Annotated in this window: 22 protein-coding genes; 10 read left to right on the forward strand and 12 right to left on the reverse strand. The window is 67.1% G+C overall.

The window, feature by feature from the left end; all coding sequences use genetic code 11:
- Window positions 1-13 precede the first annotated feature (13 nt).
- From QH168_RS03650 to QH168_RS03665, 4 genes are all read right to left on the reverse strand, one after another.
- Entirely contained in the window at window positions 14-1807 is a 1794-nt protein-coding gene (locus QH168_RS03650; RefSeq protein ID WP_280232952.1) for an acyl-CoA dehydrogenase, read from the reverse strand.
- 213 nt (window positions 1808-2020) lie between these two features.
- On the reverse strand, window positions 2021-3853 hold the full coding sequence (gene cysC, locus QH168_RS03655) for an adenylyl-sulfate kinase (RefSeq protein WP_280232953.1): 1833 nt from the start codon (window positions 3851-3853) through the stop codon (window positions 2021-2023).
- On the reverse strand, window positions 3853-4785 hold the full coding sequence (gene cysD, locus QH168_RS03660) for a sulfate adenylyltransferase subunit CysD (RefSeq protein WP_280232954.1): 933 nt from the start codon (window positions 4783-4785) through the stop codon (window positions 3853-3855). Before cysD ends, cysC begins: the two co-directional genes overlap by 1 nt.
- 9 nt (window positions 4786-4794) lie before the next feature.
- Window positions 4795-5694 carry a helix-turn-helix domain-containing protein gene (locus QH168_RS03665; protein WP_280232955.1) on the reverse strand — a complete coding sequence of 300 codons (900 nt, stop codon included), beginning with the start codon at window positions 5692-5694 and terminating at the stop codon, window positions 4795-4797.
- 82 nt (window positions 5695-5776) lie between these two features.
- Here QH168_RS03665 and QH168_RS03670 point away from each other — a divergent pair, with 82 nt between their 5' ends.
- Genes QH168_RS03670 through QH168_RS03680 form a run of 3 tightly spaced genes read left to right on the forward strand, consistent with a single transcriptional unit; the run spans window position 5777 to window position 8894 of the window.
- On the forward strand, window positions 5777-6940 hold the full coding sequence (locus QH168_RS03670; RefSeq protein ID WP_280232956.1) for a hypothetical protein: 1164 nt from the start codon (window positions 5777-5779) through the stop codon (window positions 6938-6940).
- On the forward strand, window positions 6940-7716 hold the full coding sequence (locus QH168_RS03675; RefSeq protein WP_280232957.1) for an SDR family oxidoreductase: 777 nt from the start codon (window positions 6940-6942) through the stop codon (window positions 7714-7716). Before QH168_RS03670 ends, QH168_RS03675 begins: the two co-directional genes overlap by 1 nt.
- A gap of 14 nt (window positions 7717-7730) precedes the next feature.
- A complete protein-coding gene (locus QH168_RS03680) occupies window positions 7731-8894 on the forward strand; it encodes a sulfotransferase family protein (protein WP_280232958.1) in 1164 nt (387 codons plus the stop codon).
- A gap of 54 nt (window positions 8895-8948) precedes the next feature.
- Here QH168_RS03680 and QH168_RS03685 read toward each other — a convergent pair whose 3' ends face one another.
- Window positions 8949-9617: a PaaI family thioesterase gene (locus tag QH168_RS03685; RefSeq protein WP_280232959.1), complete on the reverse strand. Its 669-nt coding sequence runs from the start codon at window positions 9615-9617 to the stop codon at window positions 8949-8951.
- Window positions 9618-9669: 52 nt separating this feature from the next.
- Window positions 9670-10266, reverse strand: coding sequence for a TetR/AcrR family transcriptional regulator (locus QH168_RS03690; RefSeq protein WP_280232960.1), 597 nt, complete (start codon window positions 10264-10266; stop codon window positions 9670-9672).
- A 30-nt stretch (window positions 10267-10296) separates the two neighbouring features.
- Here QH168_RS03690 and QH168_RS03695 point away from each other — a divergent pair, with 30 nt between their 5' ends.
- The 4 genes from QH168_RS03695 to QH168_RS03710 all read left to right on the forward strand — a co-directional run bounded on the left by QH168_RS03695 (window position 10297) and on the right by QH168_RS03710 (window position 13397).
- On the forward strand, window positions 10297-10656 hold the full coding sequence (locus QH168_RS03695; protein ID WP_348537569.1) for a hypothetical protein: 360 nt from the start codon (window positions 10297-10299) through the stop codon (window positions 10654-10656).
- Window positions 10653-11138: an SRPBCC family protein gene (locus QH168_RS03700; RefSeq protein WP_280232962.1), complete on the forward strand. Its 486-nt coding sequence runs from the start codon at window positions 10653-10655 to the stop codon at window positions 11136-11138. Before QH168_RS03695 ends, QH168_RS03700 begins: the two co-directional genes overlap by 4 nt.
- Before the next feature lie 368 nt (window positions 11139-11506).
- A complete protein-coding gene (locus tag QH168_RS03705; protein ID WP_280232963.1) occupies window positions 11507-12766 on the forward strand; it encodes a cytochrome P450 family protein in 1260 nt (419 codons plus the stop codon).
- A gap of 118 nt (window positions 12767-12884) precedes the next feature.
- Window positions 12885-13397: a mycothiol transferase gene (locus tag QH168_RS03710; protein ID WP_280232964.1), complete on the forward strand. Its 513-nt coding sequence runs from the start codon at window positions 12885-12887 to the stop codon at window positions 13395-13397.
- A gap of 138 nt (window positions 13398-13535) precedes the next feature.
- Here the strand turns inward: QH168_RS03710 and QH168_RS03715 are convergent, their stop codons facing one another.
- The 4 genes from QH168_RS03715 to QH168_RS03730 form a co-directional block, all read right to left on the reverse strand.
- Entirely contained in the window at window positions 13536-14339 is an 804-nt protein-coding gene (locus tag QH168_RS03715; protein ID WP_280232965.1) for an ABC transporter ATP-binding protein, read from the reverse strand.
- Window positions 14336-15007 (reverse strand): FadR/GntR family transcriptional regulator, encoded by a 672-nt coding sequence (locus tag QH168_RS03720; RefSeq protein ID WP_280232966.1) that lies wholly within the window; start codon window positions 15005-15007, stop codon window positions 14336-14338. The genes QH168_RS03715 and QH168_RS03720 overlap by 4 nt, the downstream gene beginning before the upstream one ends.
- A gap of 243 nt (window positions 15008-15250) precedes the next feature.
- Window positions 15251-15772 carry a DinB family protein gene (locus QH168_RS03725; RefSeq protein ID WP_280232967.1) on the reverse strand — a complete coding sequence of 174 codons (522 nt, stop codon included), beginning with the start codon at window positions 15770-15772 and terminating at the stop codon, window positions 15251-15253.
- A 271-nt stretch (window positions 15773-16043) separates the two neighbouring features.
- Window positions 16044-16673, reverse strand: coding sequence for a maleylpyruvate isomerase family mycothiol-dependent enzyme (locus QH168_RS03730; RefSeq protein WP_280232968.1), 630 nt, complete (start codon window positions 16671-16673; stop codon window positions 16044-16046).
- A gap of 334 nt (window positions 16674-17007) precedes the next feature.
- On the opposite strand from QH168_RS03730, the gene QH168_RS03735 reads away from it, so the two are divergent.
- The 3 genes from QH168_RS03735 (at window position 17008) to QH168_RS03745 (ending at window position 20133) form a co-directional block, all read left to right on the forward strand.
- Window positions 17008-17460, forward strand: a complete 453-nt coding sequence (locus tag QH168_RS03735) for a thioredoxin family protein (protein ID WP_348537570.1) — start codon at window positions 17008-17010, stop codon at window positions 17458-17460.
- Between the two features lie 128 nt (window positions 17461-17588).
- Window positions 17589-19082, forward strand: coding sequence for a serine/threonine-protein kinase (locus tag QH168_RS03740; RefSeq protein WP_280232969.1), 1494 nt, complete (start codon window positions 17589-17591; stop codon window positions 19080-19082).
- Between the two features lie 136 nt (window positions 19083-19218).
- On the forward strand, window positions 19219-20133 hold the full coding sequence (locus tag QH168_RS03745) for an IclR family transcriptional regulator (RefSeq protein ID WP_348537571.1): 915 nt from the start codon (window positions 19219-19221) through the stop codon (window positions 20131-20133).
- 22 nt (window positions 20134-20155) lie between these two features.
- On the opposite strand, the gene QH168_RS03750 is transcribed toward QH168_RS03745, so the two are convergent.
- Both QH168_RS03750 and QH168_RS03755 read right to left on the reverse strand, forming a co-directional pair.
- Window positions 20156-21829, reverse strand: coding sequence for an FAD-binding dehydrogenase (locus QH168_RS03750; RefSeq protein WP_280232970.1), 1674 nt, complete (start codon window positions 21827-21829; stop codon window positions 20156-20158).
- Window positions 21830-21831: 2 nt separating this feature from the next.
- Entirely contained in the window at window positions 21832-22470 is a 639-nt protein-coding gene (locus QH168_RS03755; protein ID WP_280232971.1) for a TetR/AcrR family transcriptional regulator, read from the reverse strand.
- Between the last annotated feature and the right edge of the window lie 168 nt (window positions 22471-22638).

Raw genomic sequence — 22638 nt, forward strand, 5'->3', positions numbered from 1 at the left:
TCTAATAGTGGTGTCAGAACCAGGCGTCCCGCATCTGCACCGTTGTGGTGTCGCGGGCGGCCAGCAGATCGAGTTGCGGTGCGGTGCGGGGGAGTTCGAAGCGGAAGAAGTAGCGGGCCGCATGACGTTTGCCCTCGTAGAAATCGCCCTGCTCACCGTCGGCGGCGAGCATCTGCTGTAACCAGATCCAGGCGAGGGTGATGTGCCCGAAGGCTTCCAGATAGACCGAACTGTTGGCGAGAGCGGCCTCGATGTCACCATCGGCGAACAGGCCAGCGGTCACCTCGACCAGGCGCTGCCAGGATGATTCGAGCCGGGCGGCCAGTTCGGCGGCCTTACCGCCCTTCGTGCGAGCGTCGGCGATGGTGGCTCGAATTCGTTCGTCGAGTGCGCGCAGACTGGCCCCGCCGTGCTGGGTGACCTTGCGGCCCAGCAGATCGAGCCCCTGGATACCGTGCGTGCCTTCGTGAATCGGATTGAGCCGGTTGTCGCGGTAATGCTGTTCGACGTTGTATTCGCGGGTGTAGCCGTAACCACCGAGCACCTGGATGGCGAGACTGTTGGCCTCCAGGCACCACTGGGCGGGCCAGCTCTTGGCGATGGGCGTGAGGATGTCGAGCAGCAGCGCCACCGCGCGCCGGTCGTCCTCGGAAGCGGCGGTGCGGTGCTCGTCCACCAGCCGTGCGCAGTACAGCACCAGGGCCAGTGCGCCTTCGGCGTAGGCCTTCTGCGCCAGCAGCATTCGCTTGACGTCGGCGTGCTCGACGATGGGCCGCTGCGGTGAAGTGGGATCACCTGCGCCCTTGGTGCGGCCCTGAGCGCGAGTGCGCGCGTACTCCAGCGATTCGAGGTATCCGGTGTACCCGAGGGCGGTGGCGACCAGCCCGACGCCGATGCGTGCCTCGTTCATCATCGTGAACATGTAGGGCAGCCCGCGATGCGCTTCACCGACGAGATAGCCCACCGCACCCGCCTCGCCGCCGGGCATCCATTTGCCCTCGCCGAAATTCAGCACCGTGTTCACCGTGCCGCGATAACCCATCTTGTGGTTGAGCCCGGCCAGCGCGACGTCGTTGCGCTCACCGAGCGAACCGTCCTCGCCGACGAGGAACCGCGGCACGACGAACAGCGAGATCCCCTTGGTGCCCGCTGGCCCGCCGGGGATCTTGGCCAGCACCAGATGCACGATGTTCTCGCCGAGTTCGTGATCGCCGCCGGAGATCCACATCTTCGTACCGAAGATCCGGTAGGTGCCGTCCGGTTGGGGCTGCGCGCGGGTGACGATATCGGCCAGTGACGAACCGGCCTGCGGCTCCGACAGGCACATGGTGCCGAAGAACCGGCCCTCGATCATGGGCCGCACGAACCGATCGATGTGCTCGCGACCGTGGGTGAGCAGCAGATTCGCATTCGCCATGGTCAGGAACGGATAACCGGACGTGCCGGGGTTGGCGGCCTGGAACCAGGCGAAACTCGCCTGCGCGACGGTCGCGGGCAGCTGCGATCCGCCGAGTTCGTAGTCCATCGCCGCACCGGGCAGCCCGGCCTCGGCGAAGGCGCGCAACGCGGTCTCCACCTCGGGGATGAGGGTGACGCGCTCACCGTCGAAGGTCGGCTCGTTGGCGTCGCCGAGCTTGTTGTGCGAGGCGAAATACCTGGTCGCCAGCTGTTCACTCAGCTCGAGGACGGCGTCGAAGGTCTCCCTGGAATGCTCGGCGAACCGTTTCCGCTCGGTGAGTCGCTCGACGTCGAGCCATTCGTAGAGCAGGAAGTCGAGATCACGCCGAGACAGGAGAGTGGACCGCATCGAACATCCCTTCGGTACAAGTTGCCTCCTGTGTACCATACTCCGACGCGGTGACGCGCGGCCGGTCGCGATGGCCGACCGCCGCCGCCCGCCGGATGCGGTGCGGGTCGAGTTTCTGCCGGAACTCCCTACGGTGGGTCGGTGGTCGGCAGCATCGGTGTTTCTCGCCCGACGATAGGCGGTACGGCCCGGCTACGCGGGATCTTTGCGGTGTCAGTCCATGCCAGCCAGTAGGGCGAGCACCGTCGACGCCATCGCGGCCGGATCGCCGTCGGCCGGGCGCAGTACCAATCCTGGTGTGAGCGGATGCTCGTACGGGGCGTCGACGCCGGTGAAATCGCGTATCTCGCCCGCGCGGGCCTTCGCGTACATGCCCTTCGGGTCGCGCGATTCGCAGACATCCAGCGGTGTATCCACGAACACCTCGAGGAACGGGATGCCCGCGGCCTCGTGCACCGCTCGGGCCTTGTCCCGGTCGGCGCGGTACGGGCTGATGAGCGAGACGATGGCCACCACACCGGCCTCGGCGAAGAGCCGGGCGACCTCGCCGACGCGGCGGATGTTCTCCACCCGATCGGCGGCGGAGAACCCGAGGCCGGCGTTGAGGCCGTGGCGCAGATTGTCACCGTCGAGCAGGAAGGCGGGTCGCCCGGAGGCGACCAACCGACGCTCCAGCTCCACCGCCACCGTGGATTTGCCCGATCCGGACAGCCCGGTCAACCAGACCGTCATCCCGCGGGTCGCGCGCTCCTCGCGGCCGACGGCGGTGGAATGCCACACCACCCGCGAGGACGGCAGGCTCGGTCCGGTGATCATGCCCGCGCCGACGGTATCGCCGGTGGAGTCGTCGACCAGGAGGAAACTGCCGGTCGAGCGGTTGCGGCGGTAGGGGTCGAACAGCAGCGGTTGCCGGGTGCGCAGCTGAACGCGGCCGATCTCGTTGAGCGACAACGTGGTCGCGTACTCATCGCGGTGCAGTGTGTTCACATCGAGGCGGTAGTCGAGCGAACGGACCTCGACCGGGCTGGAGCGGGTGGTGTGTCGGATCGTGTACGTCGCGCCCGCGGTGAGGGTGGCGTCGTCGGCGAACCAGCACACCATGGCGTCGAGATCACGCCCGGTGTGCGGGCGGTTCGCGGGACGGCAGAGCAGGTCGCCGCGCGAGACGTCGAGTTCATCGGCCAGCTGCACCGTCACCGCCTGGGGCGGGAACGCTTGCTCGATGGGGACTCCGCCCGGTCCGAAGATGGACCGGACCGTGGTCGTCAGACCCGACGGCAGCACCGTCACCTCGTCGCCGGGTTTGAAGACACCACCGGCGACGGTTCCGGCGTAGCCGCGGAAATCCGGTGTGTGACTTCGGATCACATACTGCACCGGCAGGCGCGCATCGATGAGATTACGGTCGGAGGCGATATGCACCTCTTCGAGATGGTGCAGCAGCGGTGTGCCCTCGTACCAGGGCATGGAGCTGCCACGGTGCACGATATTGTCCCCGTGCAGCGCCGACATCGGTACGAACGTCAGGTCCGAGACGTCGAGCTTGGCGGCGAATCCGGCGAATTCCTCCCGAATCTCGGTGAACCGCTCCTGCGACCAGTCGACCAGATCCATCTTGTTCACGCACAGCACCAGGTGGGGGATGCCGAGCAGACCGGCGAGGAAGGCGTGCCGCCGGGTCTGTTCGACCACGCCCTTGCGCGCGTCGACCAGCACCAGCGCGAGATCGGCGGTGGAGGCGCCGGTGACCATGTTGCGGGTGTACTGGATGTGGCCTGGCGTATCGGCGATGATGAATTTTCGGCGCGGCGTGGCGAAATAACGGTGCGCCACATCGATGGTGATGCCTTGTTCCCGCTCGGCGCGCAGGCCGTCGGTGAGCAGCGCGAGGTTCGGATAGTCCTCCCCACGATCGCGGCTGGTGCGTTCCACCGCGTCGAGCTGATCGGTGAACAAGGTCTTGGAATCGAACAGCAGACGCCCGATCAGCGTCGATTTACCGTCGTCGACGCTGCCTGCGGTCGCGAGGCGCAGCAATGTGCTCATCAGAAGTAGCCTTCTCGTTTGCGGTCTTCCATCCCGGCCTCGGAAATGCGGTCGTCGGCGCGGGTCGCGCCGCGTTCGGTGACCCGGGCCGCGGCGACCTCGGCCACCACCTCGGCGGGGGAGGCGGCAGGGGATTCGACACAGCCGGTGCAGGTGGCGTCGCCGACGGTGCGGAACCGCACCGTCGACTCATAAGGCGTCTCACCGTCCAGCAGGTGTAGAAAGCGGGTGTGCGCCAACAGCATTCCGTCGCGCTGGACCACGGGCCTGCGGTGGGCGTAATAGAGCGGTGGCAGTTCGATGTCCTCGGCGGCGATATAGCTCCAGATATCGAGTTCGGTCCAATTCGACAGCGGGAACACCCGGATGTGCTCGCCGGGTCGATGGCTGCCGTTGTAGAGGTTCCACAGCTCGGGGCGCTGCCTGCGTGGATCCCACTGTCCGTATTCGTCGCGGAAGCTGAACACCCGCTCCTTGGCGCGGGCTTTCTCCTCGTCGCGGCGGGCGCCGCCGAATACCGCGTCGAAACGTCCCTCGCGGATGCTACGGAGCAGGGTGGCGGTCTGGAGCCGGTTGCGGGTGGCGCGTGGGCCGCTGTCCTCGGTGACGCGTCCGGCGTCGATATCGTCCTGCACCCGCCCGACGATCATCCGCAGTCCCAGCCGCCGCACGGTGCGATCGCGGAACTCGATCACCTCGTCGAAATTGTGTCCGGTGTCGATATGCAACACCGGGAACGGTAGGGGAGCGGGCCAAAATGATTTGGCCGCGAGGTGCAGCATCACCACCGAATCCTTGCCGCCGGAGAACAGCAGCACCGGACGTTCGAAAGTCGCTGCGACTTCACGGAATATATGTGCCGACTCGGCCTCGAGCGCGTCCAGATGGGGAAGCTCGTAGGTGTTCGCCGTCGACTTCGCGTACTGGCTCACACTGCAAAATTAGAACACGTTTCGGGAATTGGTCAACGGTTTGCGCCCGCCGGACTTCTCGGTGACCGTATCGGCCGCGGCGACCAGCGCCTCGCCGCGGCGGGTGATCTCGGCGCCGGTGATGGACGCGCCGACATACATCGTGAGGACCATGTTCTGCCTGCTGTCGGCGTCGTAAGTCGGCGCGGCGAGCAGGCTCACCGGATGCTCCTTCCGCGGGCGCAGATCGGTGCCGAGGTAGACCCGTTCGCCCAGGCTGGTGACCAGTTCGGCGACGACTTCGCGCAGTTCGTCGGGCAGTTCGCGTGCGGCAACACCGGCCAGCAGCGAGTACAGTCGCCGCCCCGCGCCGGTCATGCTCTCCACCAGGTAGCCGCGTTCCCGGCATTCGGCGACGATGCGGCGCAGACGCGCTTCGTCCTGCTGCAACGGCACCGTCGGCGGCATGGCGAGCCAGGCGTCGAAGGCCGCGTCGGTATCCCACAGCACGTACATCAGGCCGACCGGCGGCGCGAAATGGTAGGTCGCGCCCACTTTGACCATGCCGGGGCCCGCGCTCTCCAGCACGATGATCTGTTCGCCGACCAGCGCCGATGCGGTGCAGGTGGTGCGGTAGATCTCGCTGAGGCGTGCCAGTTCGGGATGGGCGGCGCCCGCGACGGCGAAACTGTCCTGGGCCACCCGGCCCGCGGCGATGAGTGCGGGACCGGGGCCGTAGGTGCGGGTGCGCGGATCACGCACCAGATAGCCACCGGCGGTGAGTTCGGTGAGGATGCCGAGCGCGGTGGGTTTGGCCAGGTCGAGGGTGCGGGCGAGTTCGGAGAGCCCCACCCGCTTGCCCTGCTGCTCGACGATGAAGTCCAGCACCTGCACCACCCGTTGGGTCGGCGCGGATCGTCGTTCGACCATTGACCACTCCTAGAACACGTTCTAATGTCTTCGGTATCGAAATGTACCAGAGCGGTACATATATGGAACACCGGAGAGTCTCTTGCTGACGCAGCCGTTCGCGGACGCCATCGCCGCCGCCGAGAAGATCATCACCGAGGCACCGCACATTCGGACCGAACAGGATCTCGTCGAGGGCTACGACTATCTGGCGGGCAGTATTCGCGCCGCCATTCAGATGGCATGGGCTTATGAACGTGATTTTCCGTTCTTCGTCCAGTCGACGGGCCCGTACACGAAAATGGGTCTGGACAATCCCGATACGCTCTACTTCCATTCCTATCTGCGCCCGGACGCCGAGTATGTGGTGACCGGCACCCGCGGCACCACCCGCGATCTGAGTTTTCAGGTCTTGAACGGTGACTATTCGCCGGTCGATGTGCCGGACAGCCGCACCGCATTCGATGATCGCGCCATCGATATCGCCGCCGACGGTTCCTTCGAGGTCCGTTTCGGGCCGGGCGAAGCGGGGCCGAACTACATCACCCTCGCCCCCGATTCGGCCATGCTCGTGGTGCGCGAGGTGTTCAGCGACTGGACCGCCGAGCAGCCGGGCACCCTGCGCATCCACCGCGCCGACAAGGTCGGCGACGCGCCGCCCGCGTTGACCCGGGATCTGATGACGAAGCGATACGGCGTGGCGGGCAAGATGCTGCTGTCGCGGCTCCAGACCTTCCTGGCCTTCCCCCAGTGGTTCTATCTGAATCTGCCGGTCAACACCATGACCGAACCACGCAGCACCCCCGGCGGCCTGACCACGCAGTTCTCCTCGGCCGGGCACTACGAGCTGGCCGACGACGAGGCGATGATCATCACGGTGCCCAGATCGGACGCGCCGTATCAGGGCTTCCAACTCGGCAGCATGTGGTACCTGTCGCTGGACTACATCAACCACCAGACCAGCCTCACCGCCGATCAGGCGCATCTCGACCCAGACGGAATGATCCGGCTGGTGGTCAGCGAACGCGACCCCGGATTGGCCAACTGGATCGAATGCACCGGTCATGCGCGCGGGTACCTCCAATTCCGCTGGCAACGGCTGTCGCGGGAGATGAAACCCGAGGACGGGCCGACGGTCGAAGTGGTGAAATTCGAAGAACTGGCGGCCCGGCTGCCGCATCACGACCAGGCGAGAGTGACCCCGAAGCAGTGGCGGGAACGGATTGCGGCGCGGCAGGCGGCGGTGGCGGAAAGGATGCTCGGCTGATGTTGTTGCAGGACAAAGTAGTCGTCGTCTCCGGTGTCGGCCCGGGGCTCGGGCGCGCGATCGCGGTGCGGGCGGCGGTCGCGGGGGCCGATGTGGTACTCGCCTCGCGCACCGAATCGCGGCTGGCCGAAGTGGCGAAGGAGATCACCGACCTCGGCAGGCGTGCGGTGGTGGTGCCCACCGATATCAACGACGAGGCCGCGGCCGCGAATCTGGTGGAATCGGCGCACAGCGCCTTCGGTCGGGTGGACACACTGGTGAACAATGCCTTCGCCATCCCGCCGATCGTCGATCTGGCCGATGTGGAGCTGGACGCCGTCCGCGCGGGCTTCGAAACCAATGTGCTCGCGGCACTGCGGTTGACCCGGCTGTTCGTTCCGGCGCTCGAGGAGTCCAAGGGCTCGGTGGTGATGATCAACTCGGCGGTGCTGCACCATTCCCGGCGCACCTTCGGCCCGTACAAGATGGCGAAGGCGAGCCTGCTGGCACTCGCGCAGAGTCTGGCGACCGAGCTGGGGCCGCGCGGTATCCGCGTGAATTCCGTGGCACCCGGCTATATCTGGGCCGACAACTTGAAGTGGTACTTCAACTACCTCGCCCAGCAACGCGGCATCACCCGCGATGAGGTCTATGCCGAAACCGCCGCCACCATCGACCTGCGCAAGCTGCCGGAACCCGACGAGATCGCCGATGCGGTCGTCTTCTTCGCCTCGTCGCTGGCGCGGGCGATCACGGGTGCGTGCCTGGATGTCAACTGCGGCGAATACCACAATTGAGGAGCGAGACGAACATGATCGGAAGGGACGACGTCGGTACCATCGACGATCTGCACGCCTCGGCGAGCAAGGTCGTGGGGCTCACCGATTTCGGGGCCGACGACTACCGCGAGGGGCTCGGGGTGCTGCTCGACTCCTATGCCGAGGATGCGGAACTCACCCCGTTCGGCAACAAGATCAATCGGGCTTTCCTGCGCGGCGCGTTGATCGCGCGCCTGCTGAGTGAGGCGGCGTGGCAACAGTTCCCGCAACACGCGCAGGTGCCGATCCGACGTCCGATCTTCGTCACCGGACTACCGCGTTCGGGGACCACGGCCGTGCACCGGTTGCTGACCGCCGACCCGGCCCATCAAGGGCTGGAGATGTGGCTGACCGAGATGCCGCAGCCGCGTCCGCCGCGTGAGACCTGGGAACAGAATCCGGTCTTCCAGCGGTTGCAGGCCGGATACGACAAACATCATGTCGAGCATCCGGAATTCATGGGCGTGCACCATATCTCGGCCGATCAGGTCGAGGAGTGCTGGCAGCTGCTGCGCCAATCGGCGATGTCGATCTCGTACGAGTGTCTCGGCTATCTGCCGACCTATTCGGAGTGGCTGCGCGAACAGGAGTGGACCGACGCCTACCGCCGACACCGCCGCAACCTGCAACTCATCGGGCTCAACGACGCCGACCGACGCTGGGTGCTGAAGAACCCGAGCCACCTGTTCGCACTGGACGCGCTGCTCGCGGTGTACCCGGACGCACTGGTGATCCAGATGCATCGGGCGCCGAGCACCATCATCGCGTCGGTGTGCAGCCTCAACGAACAGGCGTCGGCGGGCTGGTCGGAGAAGTTCCGCGGGCCGGTGGTCGGACGCACCCAGCTCGAACTGTGGTCACGCGGCGCACAACGGTTCCTCGACGATCGTAAGAACCACGACGCGGCCCAGTTCTGCGATGTCTACTACGACGATTTCGTCGCCGACCCGATCGGCACCGTCGAGGGGATCTACCGCCACTTCGACCTGGAACTCACCGACGGCGCGCGGACGGCCATGGCCTCGTTGCACAGCGAGTCGACCTCCGGTGCGGCCCGTCCGGCGCACAAATACACCCTCGCCGATTTCGATCTCACCGCCGAATCGGTCGACGCGAGTTTCGGGCCGTATCTGGAAGCGCACTTCCCGGCGCGCTGATCCGAGCGAATCCGGCCTGTCCCGCGGTTCGGACGCGGGACAGGCCGGATCGGATCAGGGCTGGCCGGGCTTCAGCACGATGAACAGCCCGTTCGCCTCCGCACACAGCCGGTCGCCGTCGTGCAGGGTCGCCCGGACGTACACCTTGCGGCCCTCACGACGTTCGGCCCAGGTATGCAGACGCAATTCGGTGTTCAACGGGGTGATGGAGCGGTAGTCGACGGTCAACGACGCCGTCCGGGTCACATCGCCCGCGTACAGCGCGGCGGCCATACCGAGAAGATCATCGAAACCGACCACGATCTGACCACCGTGCGCGGCGGCGTTACCGCCGAGGTGGAAGGTGCGGAAGGTGATCCTGGCCTCCACACCGTCTTTGCTCGCCTTGTCGATCACATAGGGCGGGATCGTGATGTTGCCGCGGGCGGGCAGATCGGCCCGGGTCCAGGTGGGGGCCGACCATTCGTCGACGACCGCCGCGTCCAGCCGGTCGTTGAGTTGCTTCAGCACGCCGATCGTTTCCAGGGCCAGCTCATCGGACGGGCATGCCAGCCGTGCCCGGTCCATCAGCGCGCGGACCTGTTCGATGAACGCGCCGTAGTGCGGGCCGCCGCGGGTGATATCGGCATTCTTGGCGGCGTCGATGAGCTCCGACATGGGCCGGAAGCCGCCTTCGTGATGCTCGGCGTCGGGCAGTGCGTTACCGGCCAGGTCTTCGGTCATGAGAACACGTTATCGGTTGCCTGGCGAATGCTCGGTGACCGGGGCGTGCGGATCAGGCCGTGCGGAAGGACTCGAGCAGGGTCCGGGCGGCGCCGGTGACATCCTGCTCCAGCCACTGCGGTAACTCCGCCGCCTGTGCGTGTCTGCGCAGCGCGGCGTAGGGCAGATCGACGATCGCGCGGCTGACGGCATCGACCTCGCGCGCCCCATCGCTGCCGAACAGCCCGGCGGCGATGCGACGCAGATGCTCGATGAGCGGGGCGTTCATCCCGGTGAGCCGCGCGCCGAACTCCTCGTCGGGGTTGCCGTCGAGCAGATCGCTCGGCCGCAGGCTGAGCAGCAATCGGGCGTCATCGGGTAGATCGCGGCCGAATCCGATCGCCGCCCGCGCCATGGCGACCCCGGCCTCGAGGGGATCGGGATCCTCGGCGGCGGCCTTCACCCGGTCCTGGAAGCGTTCCAGAGCGCGGAGCCAGGCGGCGGTCAGCACGCCGTTGCGGTTGCCGAAGCGGTGGTAGAGGGTGCCGACCGGTGCTCCGCTGGCCTCGGCGATCGCGGCCACACTCGCTGCCCGCGGCCCATCGGACAGGACCAGGGTGCGTGCTGCGTCGAGGATCACATCGGTGGCGTGCTTGCGGGGCGGTGCCATGTACTAGTACGTTCCTTCCATATGGAGCGGATGCCCTATATCGAGGAGCATGCCAGATCCGTCGACGCGAATCGCGACCGGACCTGGAAAGCATTGCTGAAAGTTGTCTGCCGGGATCACGCCGACCCGTCGACCGTGCCGCGCGGCTTCGCGTTGGACGCGATCGATCCGCCGCGTCGGCTCGCGCTCGCGGGCGGACATCGATTCTCCCGCTACACCCTCACATTCGAACTCGACGACGACGGCCCGCGCCACACCGTCGTGCGAGCCGCGACCAGAGCCGAATTCCCCGGTGTCGCAGGGGCGATCTACCGGGCGCTGGTGATCGGCAGCGGCGGGCACAAGCTCGTGGTGCGCACGATATTGCGCCGGATCGCGGCGGCGTCATGAATACCGGACTGGTGTGGGGCGCCACCGAGGCCGAACGCGCCGCCGCGCTGCCCTGCGACGAGCTGGAGCCGAACGCGCTGAGCGCCGACCGGGCGATCAGTATCGACGCATCGCCCGCGCTGGTGTTCGCGTGGCTGTGCCAGCTTCGGGTGGCCACCTACAGCTTTCGCCTCGGCAATCGCGGGAAACCCAGTCCGCGGGTGCGTGATCCGCGGCTGACCGAACTCGCGGTGGGGCAGCGGTTCATGGGGCAGTTCGAGCTGGAAGCGTTCGAGCCCGGCAGGCACGTCACATTGCGCGCGGACGATATCTGCGTCACCTACGCGGTACACCCGGAAGGGGCGGGCACCCGGCTGGTCGTCCGGGTGCGCTTCGGAGGTCCCCGATGGGTGGGCCGGATCTTCGCTGTCGGTGATGTGATCATGATGCGTAAGCAGTTGCGGACCTTGAAGGAACTGGCCGAAGCGGAGGAATCTTCCTGACCCGCTGTGCCATCGAATTCCCGGCGGTCCGACCCACTTTCGGCGATCCGCTGAGTTCCGTGCGGGCGGGCGTGCAATGATGTCACCCGGAAAAGCGGCCGCTGCGGCACAGAGTTCGAGATGTCGTCGGTCATGACCGGACCAGCGCCGGGCTTTTCCGCGTCACACCGATCGACACTGCTCGACCACGCACCGTCGCAGACCTGATCGATAGCTCGCCGCGCCGACCGTTCCCACACCGCCGTGCGCCGACCACAGTTCGGGCTGCCTCCGGTGCACGTCAGAACCGTTCGAACGTGGAAAGGACTGTGGCACGTGCACTACCTCGAATCATGGCCGGACGCGGCAGCGAAGGCCGGTGGTCGTCCATGACGGCCGCGCAGCAGATTCTCGAGTTGACCGACGAGTTCTATCAGGACCCGCACTCCGTCTACCGGACGCTGCGTGAACGCGGTCCCATTCATCGGATCAGATTGGATGGTGTGGTCGGCTGGCTGGTCGTCGATCACGAGATCGCCAAACAGGCCTTCGTCGAACCGAACATCAGCAAGCGCATCGGCTCACCGGAAGGTCAGGCGGTGCTGGCCAAGCACGGCGCGGCGGGCATGTTCAATGCCGCGATCAACGACAATATGCTCTTCGCCGATCCGCCCCAGCACACCCGGCTGCGCAAGCTGGTGTCCAAGGCGTTCGCGGGCCGCGCCATTCGCGGTCTCGGTCCGCGGATCACCGAGATCGCCGACACCCTGCTCGACGATATGGCCGGACGCGAAGTGGTCGATCTGCTCGACGCCTACGCCTTTCCGCTGCCCATCGCGGTCATCTGCGAACTGCTCGGCGTCCCCGACGACGACAAGGACGATTTCCGTTCGTGGACCGCGATTCTGGTGAACGAATCGGCTCCCATCGAGGACCGCACCAGCGCGGGCATCAGCTTCTTCACCTATCTCACCGAGCTGATCGCCACCCGCACCGACGACCCGCGGGAGGATCTGCTCTCGGAGCTGATCATCGCCAAGGACGACGACGACCGCCTCGACCAGACCGAACTCATCGCGATGCTCTTCCTGCTGCTGGCCGCCGGGCACGAGACCACCGTGAACCTCATCGGCAACGCGGTGCTCGAACTGCTGCGCGATCCGGCCACCGCCGAGCGGTTGCGTCGCGATCCGGAGGCGATACCGGCCTTCCTCGACGAGGTGCTGCGCAGCCAGGGCCCGGTCCACCTGGCCACGGCACGCTATACAACCGCGCCGATCACCTTGGGCGGTCAGGACATCGACGCCGGTGAGTTCATCATGATCTCCCTCGCCGCCGCCAACCGCGACCCGCGAATGTTCCCCGATCCCGACCAGGTCGACCCCGCTCGAACCGACAACCGCCACATCGCCTTCGGTCACGGCATCCACTACTGCCTCGGCGCAGCCCTCGCCCGCACCGAGGCCACCATCGCCCTCACCCGCCTCCTGGCCCGCATCCCGGCCATATCCCTGAACGCCGAGTTCAACGATCTGACCTGGCGCAAGAGCCTGCTGATCCGCGGCCTCGCCGAGCTGCCGGTGCGGTTGGGTGCCGCCGACCCGTATGTGCTGCCACACATGAGTGCGGCGAGCATCTCGAACAACTGAGTGGCTCCACACGATGTGGGCGGATGCACCGGCACCCGCCCACATCGTCGAGCGGCCACGCGGTGAACAGGTGGCGGGTGTGGGAATATCGTTCGGCGCGCGGGTCTTGGACACGGATATGACCAGTGCTGACTTGTTGATCGATGGGTTCGGCCGGATCCGGGAGAACGTGCACCGGGTGGTCGCCGGGTTGAGCGGTGCGGAACTGGGGGCTCGGTTGGACGCGGAGGCCAACTCGATCGCCTGGCTGGTGTGGCATCTGACGCGGGTGCAAGACGATCACCTCGCGGATGTGGTGGGTATCGAACAGGTGTGGACCCGCGACGGGTGGGCGCGCAGGTTCGGGTTGCCGTTCGATGACGCCGACACCGGATACGGGCACAGCGGCGGCGACGTGGATGAACTCAGTGGTGTTACTGCCGAACTCTTGCTCGGATATCACGACGCCGTGCACGCGCAGAGCATCGAGTACGTCGCCGGGCTCACCGATGCCGACCTCCCACGCGTGGTCGATACCCGGTGGGATCCGCCGGTGACGCTCGGTGTGCGGTTGATCAGCGTCATCGACGACGATATCCAGCATTCCGGGCAGGCAGCGTTCATTCGGGGCATCCTGCTGCGTCGCAGGTAGTCCGTCCGATTCGCCGGGAATGAGGGTCGGAGATCGGAACGGTGCCCGGTATCAGGCTCCCACGGCGGCCACGCCGGTGACGCGCGGTGCGGCCGGGTCGCACACTGCGCCGAACAGCAGCGCACACGACCGAGCCGCTCAGGGCCGGGCGAGCTGGGGGATGGGGGAGCGCGCAATCCAGCGGTGGTGGACGCGGTGGACTTCCACCGGATGATCGAAGGCCGCCGAGATCGTGTCGGTGGTGATCGTGTCCCCGGCGGTGCCGCATGCGACGGTGCGACCGGCGGCGATCAGCAGGGCATGGGTGGTCGTGCTCGGCAGTTCCTCGAGGTGATGGGTGACCAGGATCGAGGCGACGTCCGGATGGGTCCGGTCGAGCGCGTCGATGGTCTCCAAGAGTTGTTCGCGGGCGGCGACGTCCAGGCCGGTGGAGGGTTCGTCGAGCAGCAGCAGACGAGGTTCGGCGATGAGAGCGCGGGCGATGAGGGTGCGGCCGCGTTCCCCCTGCGACAGCGTCGGCCACACCTCGTCCGCTTTCCTGGACATGCCGACGGCGTCGATCATGCGGTGCGCGCGCTCCAGATCGGCGGCCGAGGGGCTCCAACGCATCGGAGTATCGACGGTGCCGGTGATTCCGGTGAGGACCACCTCACGCACGGTCAGCGGATACCGCAGCGGATGGCGGGGATTCACATGTCCGATCGACCGCCGCAACCGCTGCAATTCGACCCGGCCGAGCTGTTCGCCGAGGATCCGAACGGTGCCGGAGGTGGGATGGGTGAGCGCACCGCAGAACCCGAGCAGTGTGCTCTTGCCCGCACCGTTCGGCCCGAGCAGCGCCCAATGCTCGCCCGCGTGCACGGTGAGCGAGATGCCGTCGAGGATCTGTTTGCCCTCGCGGCGGAAGGTCACCTCGGTCAGATCGAGCACGGGGACGGTCACGAGAAGGCCTCCTTCAGGGCGGTCAGATGGGAGCGGCTGAATTCGGCTGCCGCCGTGGGGTTTCTGGACGCGATGGCGTCGGCGAGTTGTTCGTGAGCCAAGTGATCGGCCTGCTCCGACGGGACCGGTCGGATCTCGAGCATGTCGATCATGGCCAGGCGTAGCCGCGGTAGGAACGCGTCGAAGAGTTGCACCAGGATGTCGTTGTGCGCCGCGAGCAGGACCGCGCGGTGGAATTCCATATCGGCATCGACATGTTCGGCCACCGTCTGCCCCTCGACCGTCCGCGCGGCCAGTGCGCGGCGCAGGGAACGCAGGTCGGCGGGGGTGCGTCGCCGCGCGGCGAGGGCTGCCGCCTCGGCTTCGATGGCGATGCGCGCCTCGATCACCGAGGCGATGGTGGCGCGGCGCAGCACGATATCCCAGTCCTCGCTCACATCGAGCGCGGTGACGAACACACCCGCACCCTGGCGGCTCGCCAGCACACCCTTGCCCGCCAGTTCGCGGACCGCCTCCCGCACGGTCGAACGTCCGACGCCCAGCTGTGCCGCCAACGTCGTCTCACCGGGGAGTCGATGTCCCAACGGCCATTCCCCGCCACGAATCCGAGCGAGCAGAACTTCGGCTGCCTGCTCGGCCAACGGGTGCCGTCGTACCTGGCTGTCCATCGACGAACCTCTCTACTTGTCTGAGGAGTTGGGTATAGTCTAGGCCATACTCGCGCACAGCCTGCTCCTCGACCGCCACGGTGGGGCCACCGCCAGCCCGGAGGCGGTGATCGCTGCGGCGAACTCAGCGGTGCCGGTGGAATTCTGGCGAAAGGGACGAAGGGAGACGGCAGTTTCGCTGCATGTTGCTCCGGTCTGCGGGGGTTGTCGTACAGGCGACTCGGAGTCCGGCGGCGGGCCGCATTATCGGCCCGTGCGCCCGTCGATGCGTTCGCGGAGGAAGTCGGCGTGGCCGTTGTGGCGGGCGTACTCCTCGATCATGTGCAGGTAGATCCAGCGGAGGGTGAATTCGGTGCCGGTGGTGGGGTGGTGGCAGCGGTGGTCGAGGGACAGTGGGGCGATGGCGGCGTCGGCGAGTTCGGTTTCACGCTGGTAGGTGGTGAGGTCGGTGGCGGGGTCGGCGTGGGGGACGTCGTCGAAATCGCCGTCGGGGTTGGATTCGGAGCAGTAGAGGTAGTCGAGGGGTTGACCGGCGGCGGTGATGCGGAACCAGCCGCGTTCGTTCTCGGTGAGGTGCCGGAGCAGTCCGTGCAGCGACATGGTCGACGGGGCGACGCAGCGCTGGGCCAGCTGAGCGGCGTTCAGGCCCGCGCATTTGAGCAGCAGGGTCCTGCGGTGGTAGTCCAGCCACGATTGCAGCATCGGCCGTTCGTCGGCCACGGACAACGTCTCGATCCGATCCACCTCGGGTGCGATCCATGCCACCGGGCGACTGTACCGTGCCCGCCTCGGACCGCCGAGTGATTTCGGGTGTGCGCTTTGCCGCGGATCAGCCGGGATCGCCGAGCCGTCCAGACCGACTCCGGTGGCGCCACGTTGCCGCCCACGGATCCGGCGGTGCAGCAACGCGAACCACCCACGACTGCGCGCGGATGACCATGGCCCCACCTGGTCAGCCATTGCTGGGCGAACGGCTCCGACCTCGGGCCGGGACCGATCGGTCGCGACGCTCGATGGACTACCGGGCGGCGCCGAACTACCGGGCGGCGCTGAATCGATCCGCCGCGGGACCATGCAGATGACCGACGGGCAGTTTCCGCCCGCACAACACCAGCAGCAGATCCTGCGCGCGTCCGGTGAGCGCCGTGCCGGTGCCGTAGCTCCAGTCGAGATCGTCCGCGCGTAGCTGCACCCCGTCCAGGTCGACTCCGAAGTACTTCAACTGCTTGGGTCGCACCGAATCCAGCACCAGCCGCAACCTGTCCTGCGGCACCGTCTGATCGAGGCCGAGTCCGACGGTGATGTCGAGTCCATGGATGACGTCATGGCTGAGCGCGCCGACGAACCCGCCACCCGGCGGCTTCCACGGATGGTCGATGTTGTCGCGCAGCGAAGCGATCAGTTGGTCCGAGCTGAAGTGCGCCGCATCGGCGCGAGCACTGCGGTCGGCCATCCGATGGAAATCGCCGCGCGCCTTGATCATGCCCAGCGCGAAACGGGGCAGCGACAGCCGGAACGGCATGGTGATGTGCGCGACCACCTCGCGTACCCGCCAGCCCTCGCACAACGTCGGCGAGTCCCAGCCCGCCTCGTCGAGCCCGGCCAGCACATCCACGAGGTACCCGCGTTGCGCGGCGATCGCCGCCCGGACATCGGTATCGGTCATCGTCGACTCCTCACTGTTCGGCACACGGACAGCTGCGCACACCGCCCGCTCATAGTCAGGACTCATCGATACGCCGGAATTCATCGGTTGACGCGGAAATATGCGAACACGCCGCATCGTGTCGGGCCACCGGCAAGCACGAACACCGGCAAGCACGAGCTGTGTCGCAGGCGTCGGACGTGACCGGCGCGCGTGAACGCGACCGGGGATCTACGCGCTGCCCATCACCTACGGTGGTCACGCACCGCGGGCCACCCTGTTCTGTGCGAGGATTCGAGGCCAGTGGAACGCGAGGGGCGATTCGATCGGGACAGGGGTCGCCGGGAGGAAGACGATGCCGACGAAACCGCTGACTCAGCACACCTTCGACCAGGTCATCGCCAGCAACCACATCGTGCTGGTCGAGTTCTGGGCTTCCTGGTGCGGCTGGTGCACCCGGTTCGCGCCCGTCTACGGCTCCTCCGCCGACACGCACCCGGATATCGTGCACGCCACCGTCGACGGCGAAGCCGAGACGGCGCTGGTCGCCGCTGCGCAGGTGGACAGCTATCCCTGGCTCATGGGTTTCCGCGAGGGGCTGCTGGTGTTCTCACAGGCCGGTTACCTGCCCGCCGACCACCTCGAGGAACTCGTCCAGCAGATCCGCTGGATGGATATGGACGCCTTCCGCCGAGAACTCCCCGCCGCGGCCCACAGCCCGACCGCGCGATCCGAGCCCACCGCACCACCACCCCGGCTGGCCGGCCTGGCCGCGGGCTCCGATCATTACGGCTGGCCGGGCCTCTGAATACGAGCGCAACGGGCGACTCGGTCCGGCCGAATCGATAGGTCGGGCGCCAAGCGAGGGTTCCCGTACCCGGCCGAGCGGCGCGGATCGACTAAGGTGTGCGGCAGCTTTCGTGGAGGGATATACGGGTGGATCGACGGCTGGCGCCGGGGCAGGAGTTCGCCGGTTACCGGATCGACCGGCTGCTCGGGGTAGGCGGGATGGGGGAGGTGTACCTGGCCCAGGATCGGGATCTGCCGCGGCCGGTGGCATTGAAGCTGCTCACTCCGGTGATCGGCGACGACGGCGAGCTGCGGGCCAGGTTCCTGCGTGAGGCCGATACCGCGGCGCGGTTGGCGCACCCGAATATCGTCGCGGTGTATGCCAGAGGCCAGGAGCAGGACCGGCTCTGGATGGCGATGCAATACATCGAGGGCACCGATGTGGCGACCGCGCTACGCCAGGGTCCGATCCGCCCCGGTGACGCCGTGCGGATCGCCGAGGAGACCGCGAAGGCCCTCGATCACGCGCACCGCTTGGGTGTGCTGCACCGGGATGTGAAGCCCGCCAACATCCTGCTGGAATGGGGTCCGCAACGGCAGGTCTACCTCACCGATTTCGGTATCGCCAAGGCGCTGGACCGCGCCGACGGGCTGACCAGAACCGGCGAGCTGTACGCGAGCTTCCAGTACGCGGCGCCCGAACTGTTCGAACTGCGCGCCGACACCGACCACCGTGCCGATGTGTACGCCCTCGGCTGCACCCTCTACTACCTGCTGACCGGCAGGCTCCCGTATCCGGGCGACACCACCGGGCAGTTGATCAACGCCCACCTCAACGCCCCGATCCCGCGTCCCAGCGAACACGATCCGTCCGTGCCGTCGGCCTTCGACGACGTCATCGCCCGAGCCATGGCCAAGAACCGCGACGAAAGATTCGGCAGCTGCGGCGAACTGGCCGCCGGTGCGCGGCGGGCGCTGACCGCACCGCGACACCCGCCGCGCCCCATGACCATCACCGGTCCGACCGCACAGGCTGCCGTCATGGGTGACAGTACGCGGCACGGCCAGCCGGGTGGCCCGGCTTCTCCCACGGACGTGACCTTCTCTTCCACACCACACCGAGCACCGCTGTCCCGGTGGCGTCGCGCTCGGAAACCGCTCGCCGCGGCGGTGGGCGCGATCGCGGTCTTCGCCGCGGCCGCGGTGACAGCGGTGGTGCTGCGCGGCGGCGATTCGGAGGCGGGCGCCCCGCCGGCGGGGGCGAAGGCGGCCGCCGAACAGGCGGCCTGCGATTACAGCAAACTGATGGCCACCTACGACTATGCCGATCCGGCCGGATGGGAGCAGAGCGTCCGCGATGGCGCCACCGGCGAATGGGCTGCCCAGGCGGCCGGAGTCCTGCCGATGGTCGGCATGCTGGTCGACTCCGACCCGGTCCGTTCCCGTGCCTCCGACGCCGAATGCACCGCGACCATGAGCGAGGCCGACACCGTCGCCGACGTCGATGTGCTGCTCACCCAGATCAACTCACCACCGGACAAACCGGAGGAGACCGAGCAGATCTCCATGTCCACCCGCATGGAGCTGGTCGACGGCCGCTGGCTGTGCAGCCGCCTGGTCACACCGCTACTACCCAACTGATACCTGGCGATATCTACGACACGGGCGCGCCGGGCCGATGCGCGGTGACAACGGGAATGCTGCTCGCCATGCCCTCCCGAACCGACATCCGACGGCCGCCGCTGCCGGTCCTCATGCCCATGTCTCGCGGTGTGTGATGGTGGTCTCGGCCCGCCGAATCCGTGCTGTCGCCGCGCACGCCGCTCGTAAGCTGTACGCGCTGCACAATGGAGGTTTCATCTTGACGGTCGAGGTGCCGATTCACCCCGAGGCCGAGGGTCTGTGGACCGGCCCCGATCCGGCGCCCTGCCCCGAGCCCCCGGCGTCGATGCTCGAGCGGATGACGTTGATCCTGGACGCTTTCGACGGCGCGACCCCGATCCTCACCCTGCACCGGCTCGTCGAACGCACCGGACTACCGCGCTCCACCGTGCACCGGATTCTCGATCAGATGATTCGTTTGCGCTGGCTGGCCCACGCGCCCGGCGGCTACCGTCTCGGCATGCGTGTGCTCGAACTCGGCGGATTGGCCGCCGGGCACAACGAGATCCGCGATGCGGTGAGTCCACTGCTGCATGATCTGTGCCGGCGCAGCGACCTCGACCTCGTCGGACATCTCGGCGTCCTCGACGGCCGTGAGGTGCTCTACCTGGACAAGGTCGGCGGCAGGCACACCGCGAGTGTGCCGACCCGGCTCGGCGGCCGGATGCCCGCGCACAGCACCGCACTCGGCAAGGCGATGCTGGCCGCACTGGAACCGAGCGTGGTCGATGCCTCTTTCCGGGACCGGCTGCCGCAGCTGACCGCCCGCACCATCGGCGACCGCACCGAATTGCAGCGCGAGCTCGCCCGCATTCGCCGCCGCCAAGGCGTCGCGGTCGACAACGAGGAGTCGGTGCCGGGGATCGGTTGCGTCGCGGTTGCGGTGCGCAGGCGCGGCGCCGCGGTGGCGGCGCTGTCGCTGAGCACCCGGATCGCTGCGGACCGGTCGGCGGTCGACCTGAGCGGCCAGGCCCGGATGCTCATCGGCCTGGCCCGCGAAGCTGCCGACCTGCTCGCCGCGCGCTTCTGAGCGAGGCGAGCAGCTCGGCGATTCAGCCCAGCTCTGCCGCGATGGCGCGTCCGGCCGCCCGCCCGGAGAAGATGCATCCGCCGAGGAAGGTGCCTTCCAGCGCGTTGTAACCGTGCACGCCGCCGCCACCGAAACCGGCCACCTCACCGGCGGCGTACAGACCGGGCAGCGGATCGCCGTCCGGTCGCATGACCCGCGATTTCAGATCGGTTTGCAGGCCGCCGAGCGTTTTACGGGTGAGGATGTTCAACCGCACCGCGATGAGCGGTCCCGCCGCCGGATCGAGGATGCGATGCGGTTTGGCGACCCGCCCGGCCTTGTCGCCGAAGTACTGGCGGGCGTTGGTGATCGCCATCATCTGGGCGTCTTTGGAGAACTTGTTGGCCACCTCGCGGTCGCGGGCCACGATCTGGCGTTCGAGATCGGCGTAGTCGAGCTGCGGGCCGCGGGCGATCTTGTTCATCCCGTCCACCAGTTCGCGCAACGTATCGGCCACGACGAAATCCGCGCCATGCTGTTTGAACGCTTCGACCGGACCCGGCGCGCCTTTTGCGACGCGGCTCTTGAGGGTGAGCTTGAAATCTTTACCGGTGATATCGGGGTTCTGTTCCGAACCCGAGAGCGCGAATTCCTTCTCGATGATCGATTGGGTCAGTACGAACCACGAATAGTCGTGGCCGGTGGCCAGGATCGCCTTCATGGTGGTGTTGGTGTCGAAGCCGGGGAAACACGGCGCGGGCAGCCGCTGGCCGTTGGCGTCGAACCACAGGGACGAGGGGCCGGGGATGATCCTGATGGCGTGATCGGGCCAGATCGGATCCCAGTTCATGATGCCCTCGGTGTAATGCCACATGCGGTCACGGTTGACGATGGCGCCGCCCGCCGCCTCACCGATACCGAGCATGCGGCCGTCCACATGGGCAGGAACACCGGAGATCATGGTCTCCGGGCACGGCCCCAACCGTTCGGTGGGCCAATTCTTGCGAATGAGATCGTGGTTGTGGCCGATACCGCCGGAGGTGATCACCACCGCCTTCGCCCGGAACTCGAAGTCGCCGACCACCGTTCGCGACGAGGCCTTACCGCGTTCGAGGTCGGTCGCCTCCAGCACACTGCCGCGCACCCCGGTGACCGCACCGTCCTCGACGATCAGATCGTCGACGCGGTGCCGAAACGCGAACCGCACCAGACCCTTGCGCTCACCTTCCAGCACCGGTTCGGCGAAGATCCGCACCACCTCGGGCCCGGTGCCCCAGGTGAGATGGAAACGGGGGACCGAGTTGCCGTGTCCGTCGGCGGCGGCGCCGCCCCGCTCGGCCCAGCCGACCAGCGGCGTCACCCGCAGGCCCAACGCGTGCAGATAGTCGCGCTTCTCGGTGGCGGCGAAGCGCACATACTCCCGTGCCCACTGCCTGGCCCAGTGATCCTCGTCCTCGCGATCGAATCCGGCCGAACCGAACCAATCTTGCAGCGCGAGTTCGTAGGAATCCTTGATGCCGAGCCGGCGCTGTTCGGGGCTGTCGACGAAGAACAGCCCGCCCAGCGACCAGAACGCCTGACCGCCGAGATTGTTGCGGTTCTCCTGGTCGAGGACAAGCACCCGGCGGCCCGCGCGGACCAGCTCATAGGTGGCGACCAGGCCCGCGAGACCTGCGCCGACGACGATGACCTCGGGTTCGTCGAGAGATGCGGACACGTTCATCCTCCGATGTCGGTGCTGTAGGCCAGCACGATGTGACAGAACAGATCGATGCGCCGGTCGCGCACCGCGGGGTTTTCCGGTTCGAGCAGGATCTGCACGGTGGTGCCGTCATGCGCCGCGACCAGGGCGTGGCCGAGTGCGGCCGGATCGGGAACGGTGCGGCCGACCTGGCCAAGGGCGGTCGTGATGCTCGGTACCAGCGCGGCGACGATCGCGTCCTCGCGTGCCGCCATGACCTGGCTCAGATCCGGTGTGCGCAACGCGTGGGCGGTGAACTCGGCGGTGATGCGGTACCAGCCGTCATCGACCGGGACGGCCGCGGTGAGGCGTTCGACGGCGGTACGCACATCGGTGACGTCATCGATGCTGATCTGATCCAGCGTGGCGCGGACGTCATCGAGCATGGCGGTGGCCCGCTGCTCCCACATGGTCAGGAACAGCTCGTCGAGTGAGTCGAAGTTGGAGTAGAACGCGCCGCGGGTGAATCCGGCGGCCTCGCAGACCTGCTCGACGGTGCTGCGGCCGAAACCGGTCGAGGCGAAGACCTCGTAGGCGGCCTCGAGCAGGCGGCCGCGGGTGGCGGCGCGGCGGCGTGTGACCCGCTTGGCCGGTGCCTGCACCGTGGACGATGACACAGCGGTACCTCTCCGTACGCTCGAACCGATACAAAACTGTATTCGATACGAGAATGTATCAGAACTGGCGAGGCGAGTGGGTGGATTCGGCGGAGTAGCCTGCTTTCCAGGAACAACCCCGCAGCGCTCGTCGTGGACATAGGGGACGTGACATGGGCGAAGCAGATC

The sequence above is a fragment of the Nocardia cyriacigeorgica genome (genome assembly GCF_029868385.1).
Taxonomy (GTDB): domain Bacteria; phylum Actinomycetota; class Actinomycetes; order Mycobacteriales; family Mycobacteriaceae; genus Nocardia; species Nocardia cyriacigeorgica_F.

Excerpts from the sequence above, each read along its gene's own strand:
- QH168_RS03650 (WP_280232952.1), bottom strand. The coding sequence starts at position 1,807 with ATGCGGTCCACTCTCCTGTCTCGGCGTGATCTCGACTTCCTGCTCTAC.
- cysC (WP_280232953.1), bottom strand. The coding sequence starts at position 3,853 with ATGAGCACATTGCTGCGCCTCGCGACCGCAGGCAGCGTCGACGACGGT.
- QH168_RS03665 (WP_280232955.1), bottom strand. The coding sequence starts at position 5,694 with ATGGTCGAACGACGATCCGCGCCGACCCAACGGGTGGTGCAGGTGCTG.
- QH168_RS03675 (WP_280232957.1), top strand. The coding sequence starts at position 6,940 with ATGTTGTTGCAGGACAAAGTAGTCGTCGTCTCCGGTGTCGGCCCGGGG.
- QH168_RS03680 (WP_280232958.1), top strand. The coding sequence starts at position 7,731 with ATGATCGGAAGGGACGACGTCGGTACCATCGACGATCTGCACGCCTCG.
- QH168_RS03685 (WP_280232959.1), bottom strand. The coding sequence starts at position 9,617 with ATGACCGAAGACCTGGCCGGTAACGCACTGCCCGACGCCGAGCATCAC.
- QH168_RS03690 (WP_280232960.1), bottom strand. The coding sequence starts at position 10,266 with ATGGCACCGCCCCGCAAGCACGCCACCGATGTGATCCTCGACGCAGCA.
- QH168_RS03695 (WP_348537569.1), top strand. The coding sequence starts at position 10,297 with ATGCCCTATATCGAGGAGCATGCCAGATCCGTCGACGCGAATCGCGAC.
- QH168_RS03700 (WP_280232962.1), top strand. The coding sequence starts at position 10,653 with ATGAATACCGGACTGGTGTGGGGCGCCACCGAGGCCGAACGCGCCGCC.
- QH168_RS03705 (WP_280232963.1), top strand. The coding sequence starts at position 11,507 with ATGACGGCCGCGCAGCAGATTCTCGAGTTGACCGACGAGTTCTATCAG.
- QH168_RS03710 (WP_280232964.1), top strand. The coding sequence starts at position 12,885 with ATGACCAGTGCTGACTTGTTGATCGATGGGTTCGGCCGGATCCGGGAG.
- QH168_RS03720 (WP_280232966.1), bottom strand. The coding sequence starts at position 15,007 with ATGGACAGCCAGGTACGACGGCACCCGTTGGCCGAGCAGGCAGCCGAA.
- QH168_RS03730 (WP_280232968.1), bottom strand. The coding sequence starts at position 16,673 with ATGACCGATACCGATGTCCGGGCGGCGATCGCCGCGCAACGCGGGTAC.
- QH168_RS03735 (WP_348537570.1), top strand. The coding sequence starts at position 17,008 with ATGCCGACGAAACCGCTGACTCAGCACACCTTCGACCAGGTCATCGCC.
- QH168_RS03745 (WP_348537571.1), top strand. The coding sequence starts at position 19,219 with ATGGTGGTCTCGGCCCGCCGAATCCGTGCTGTCGCCGCGCACGCCGCT.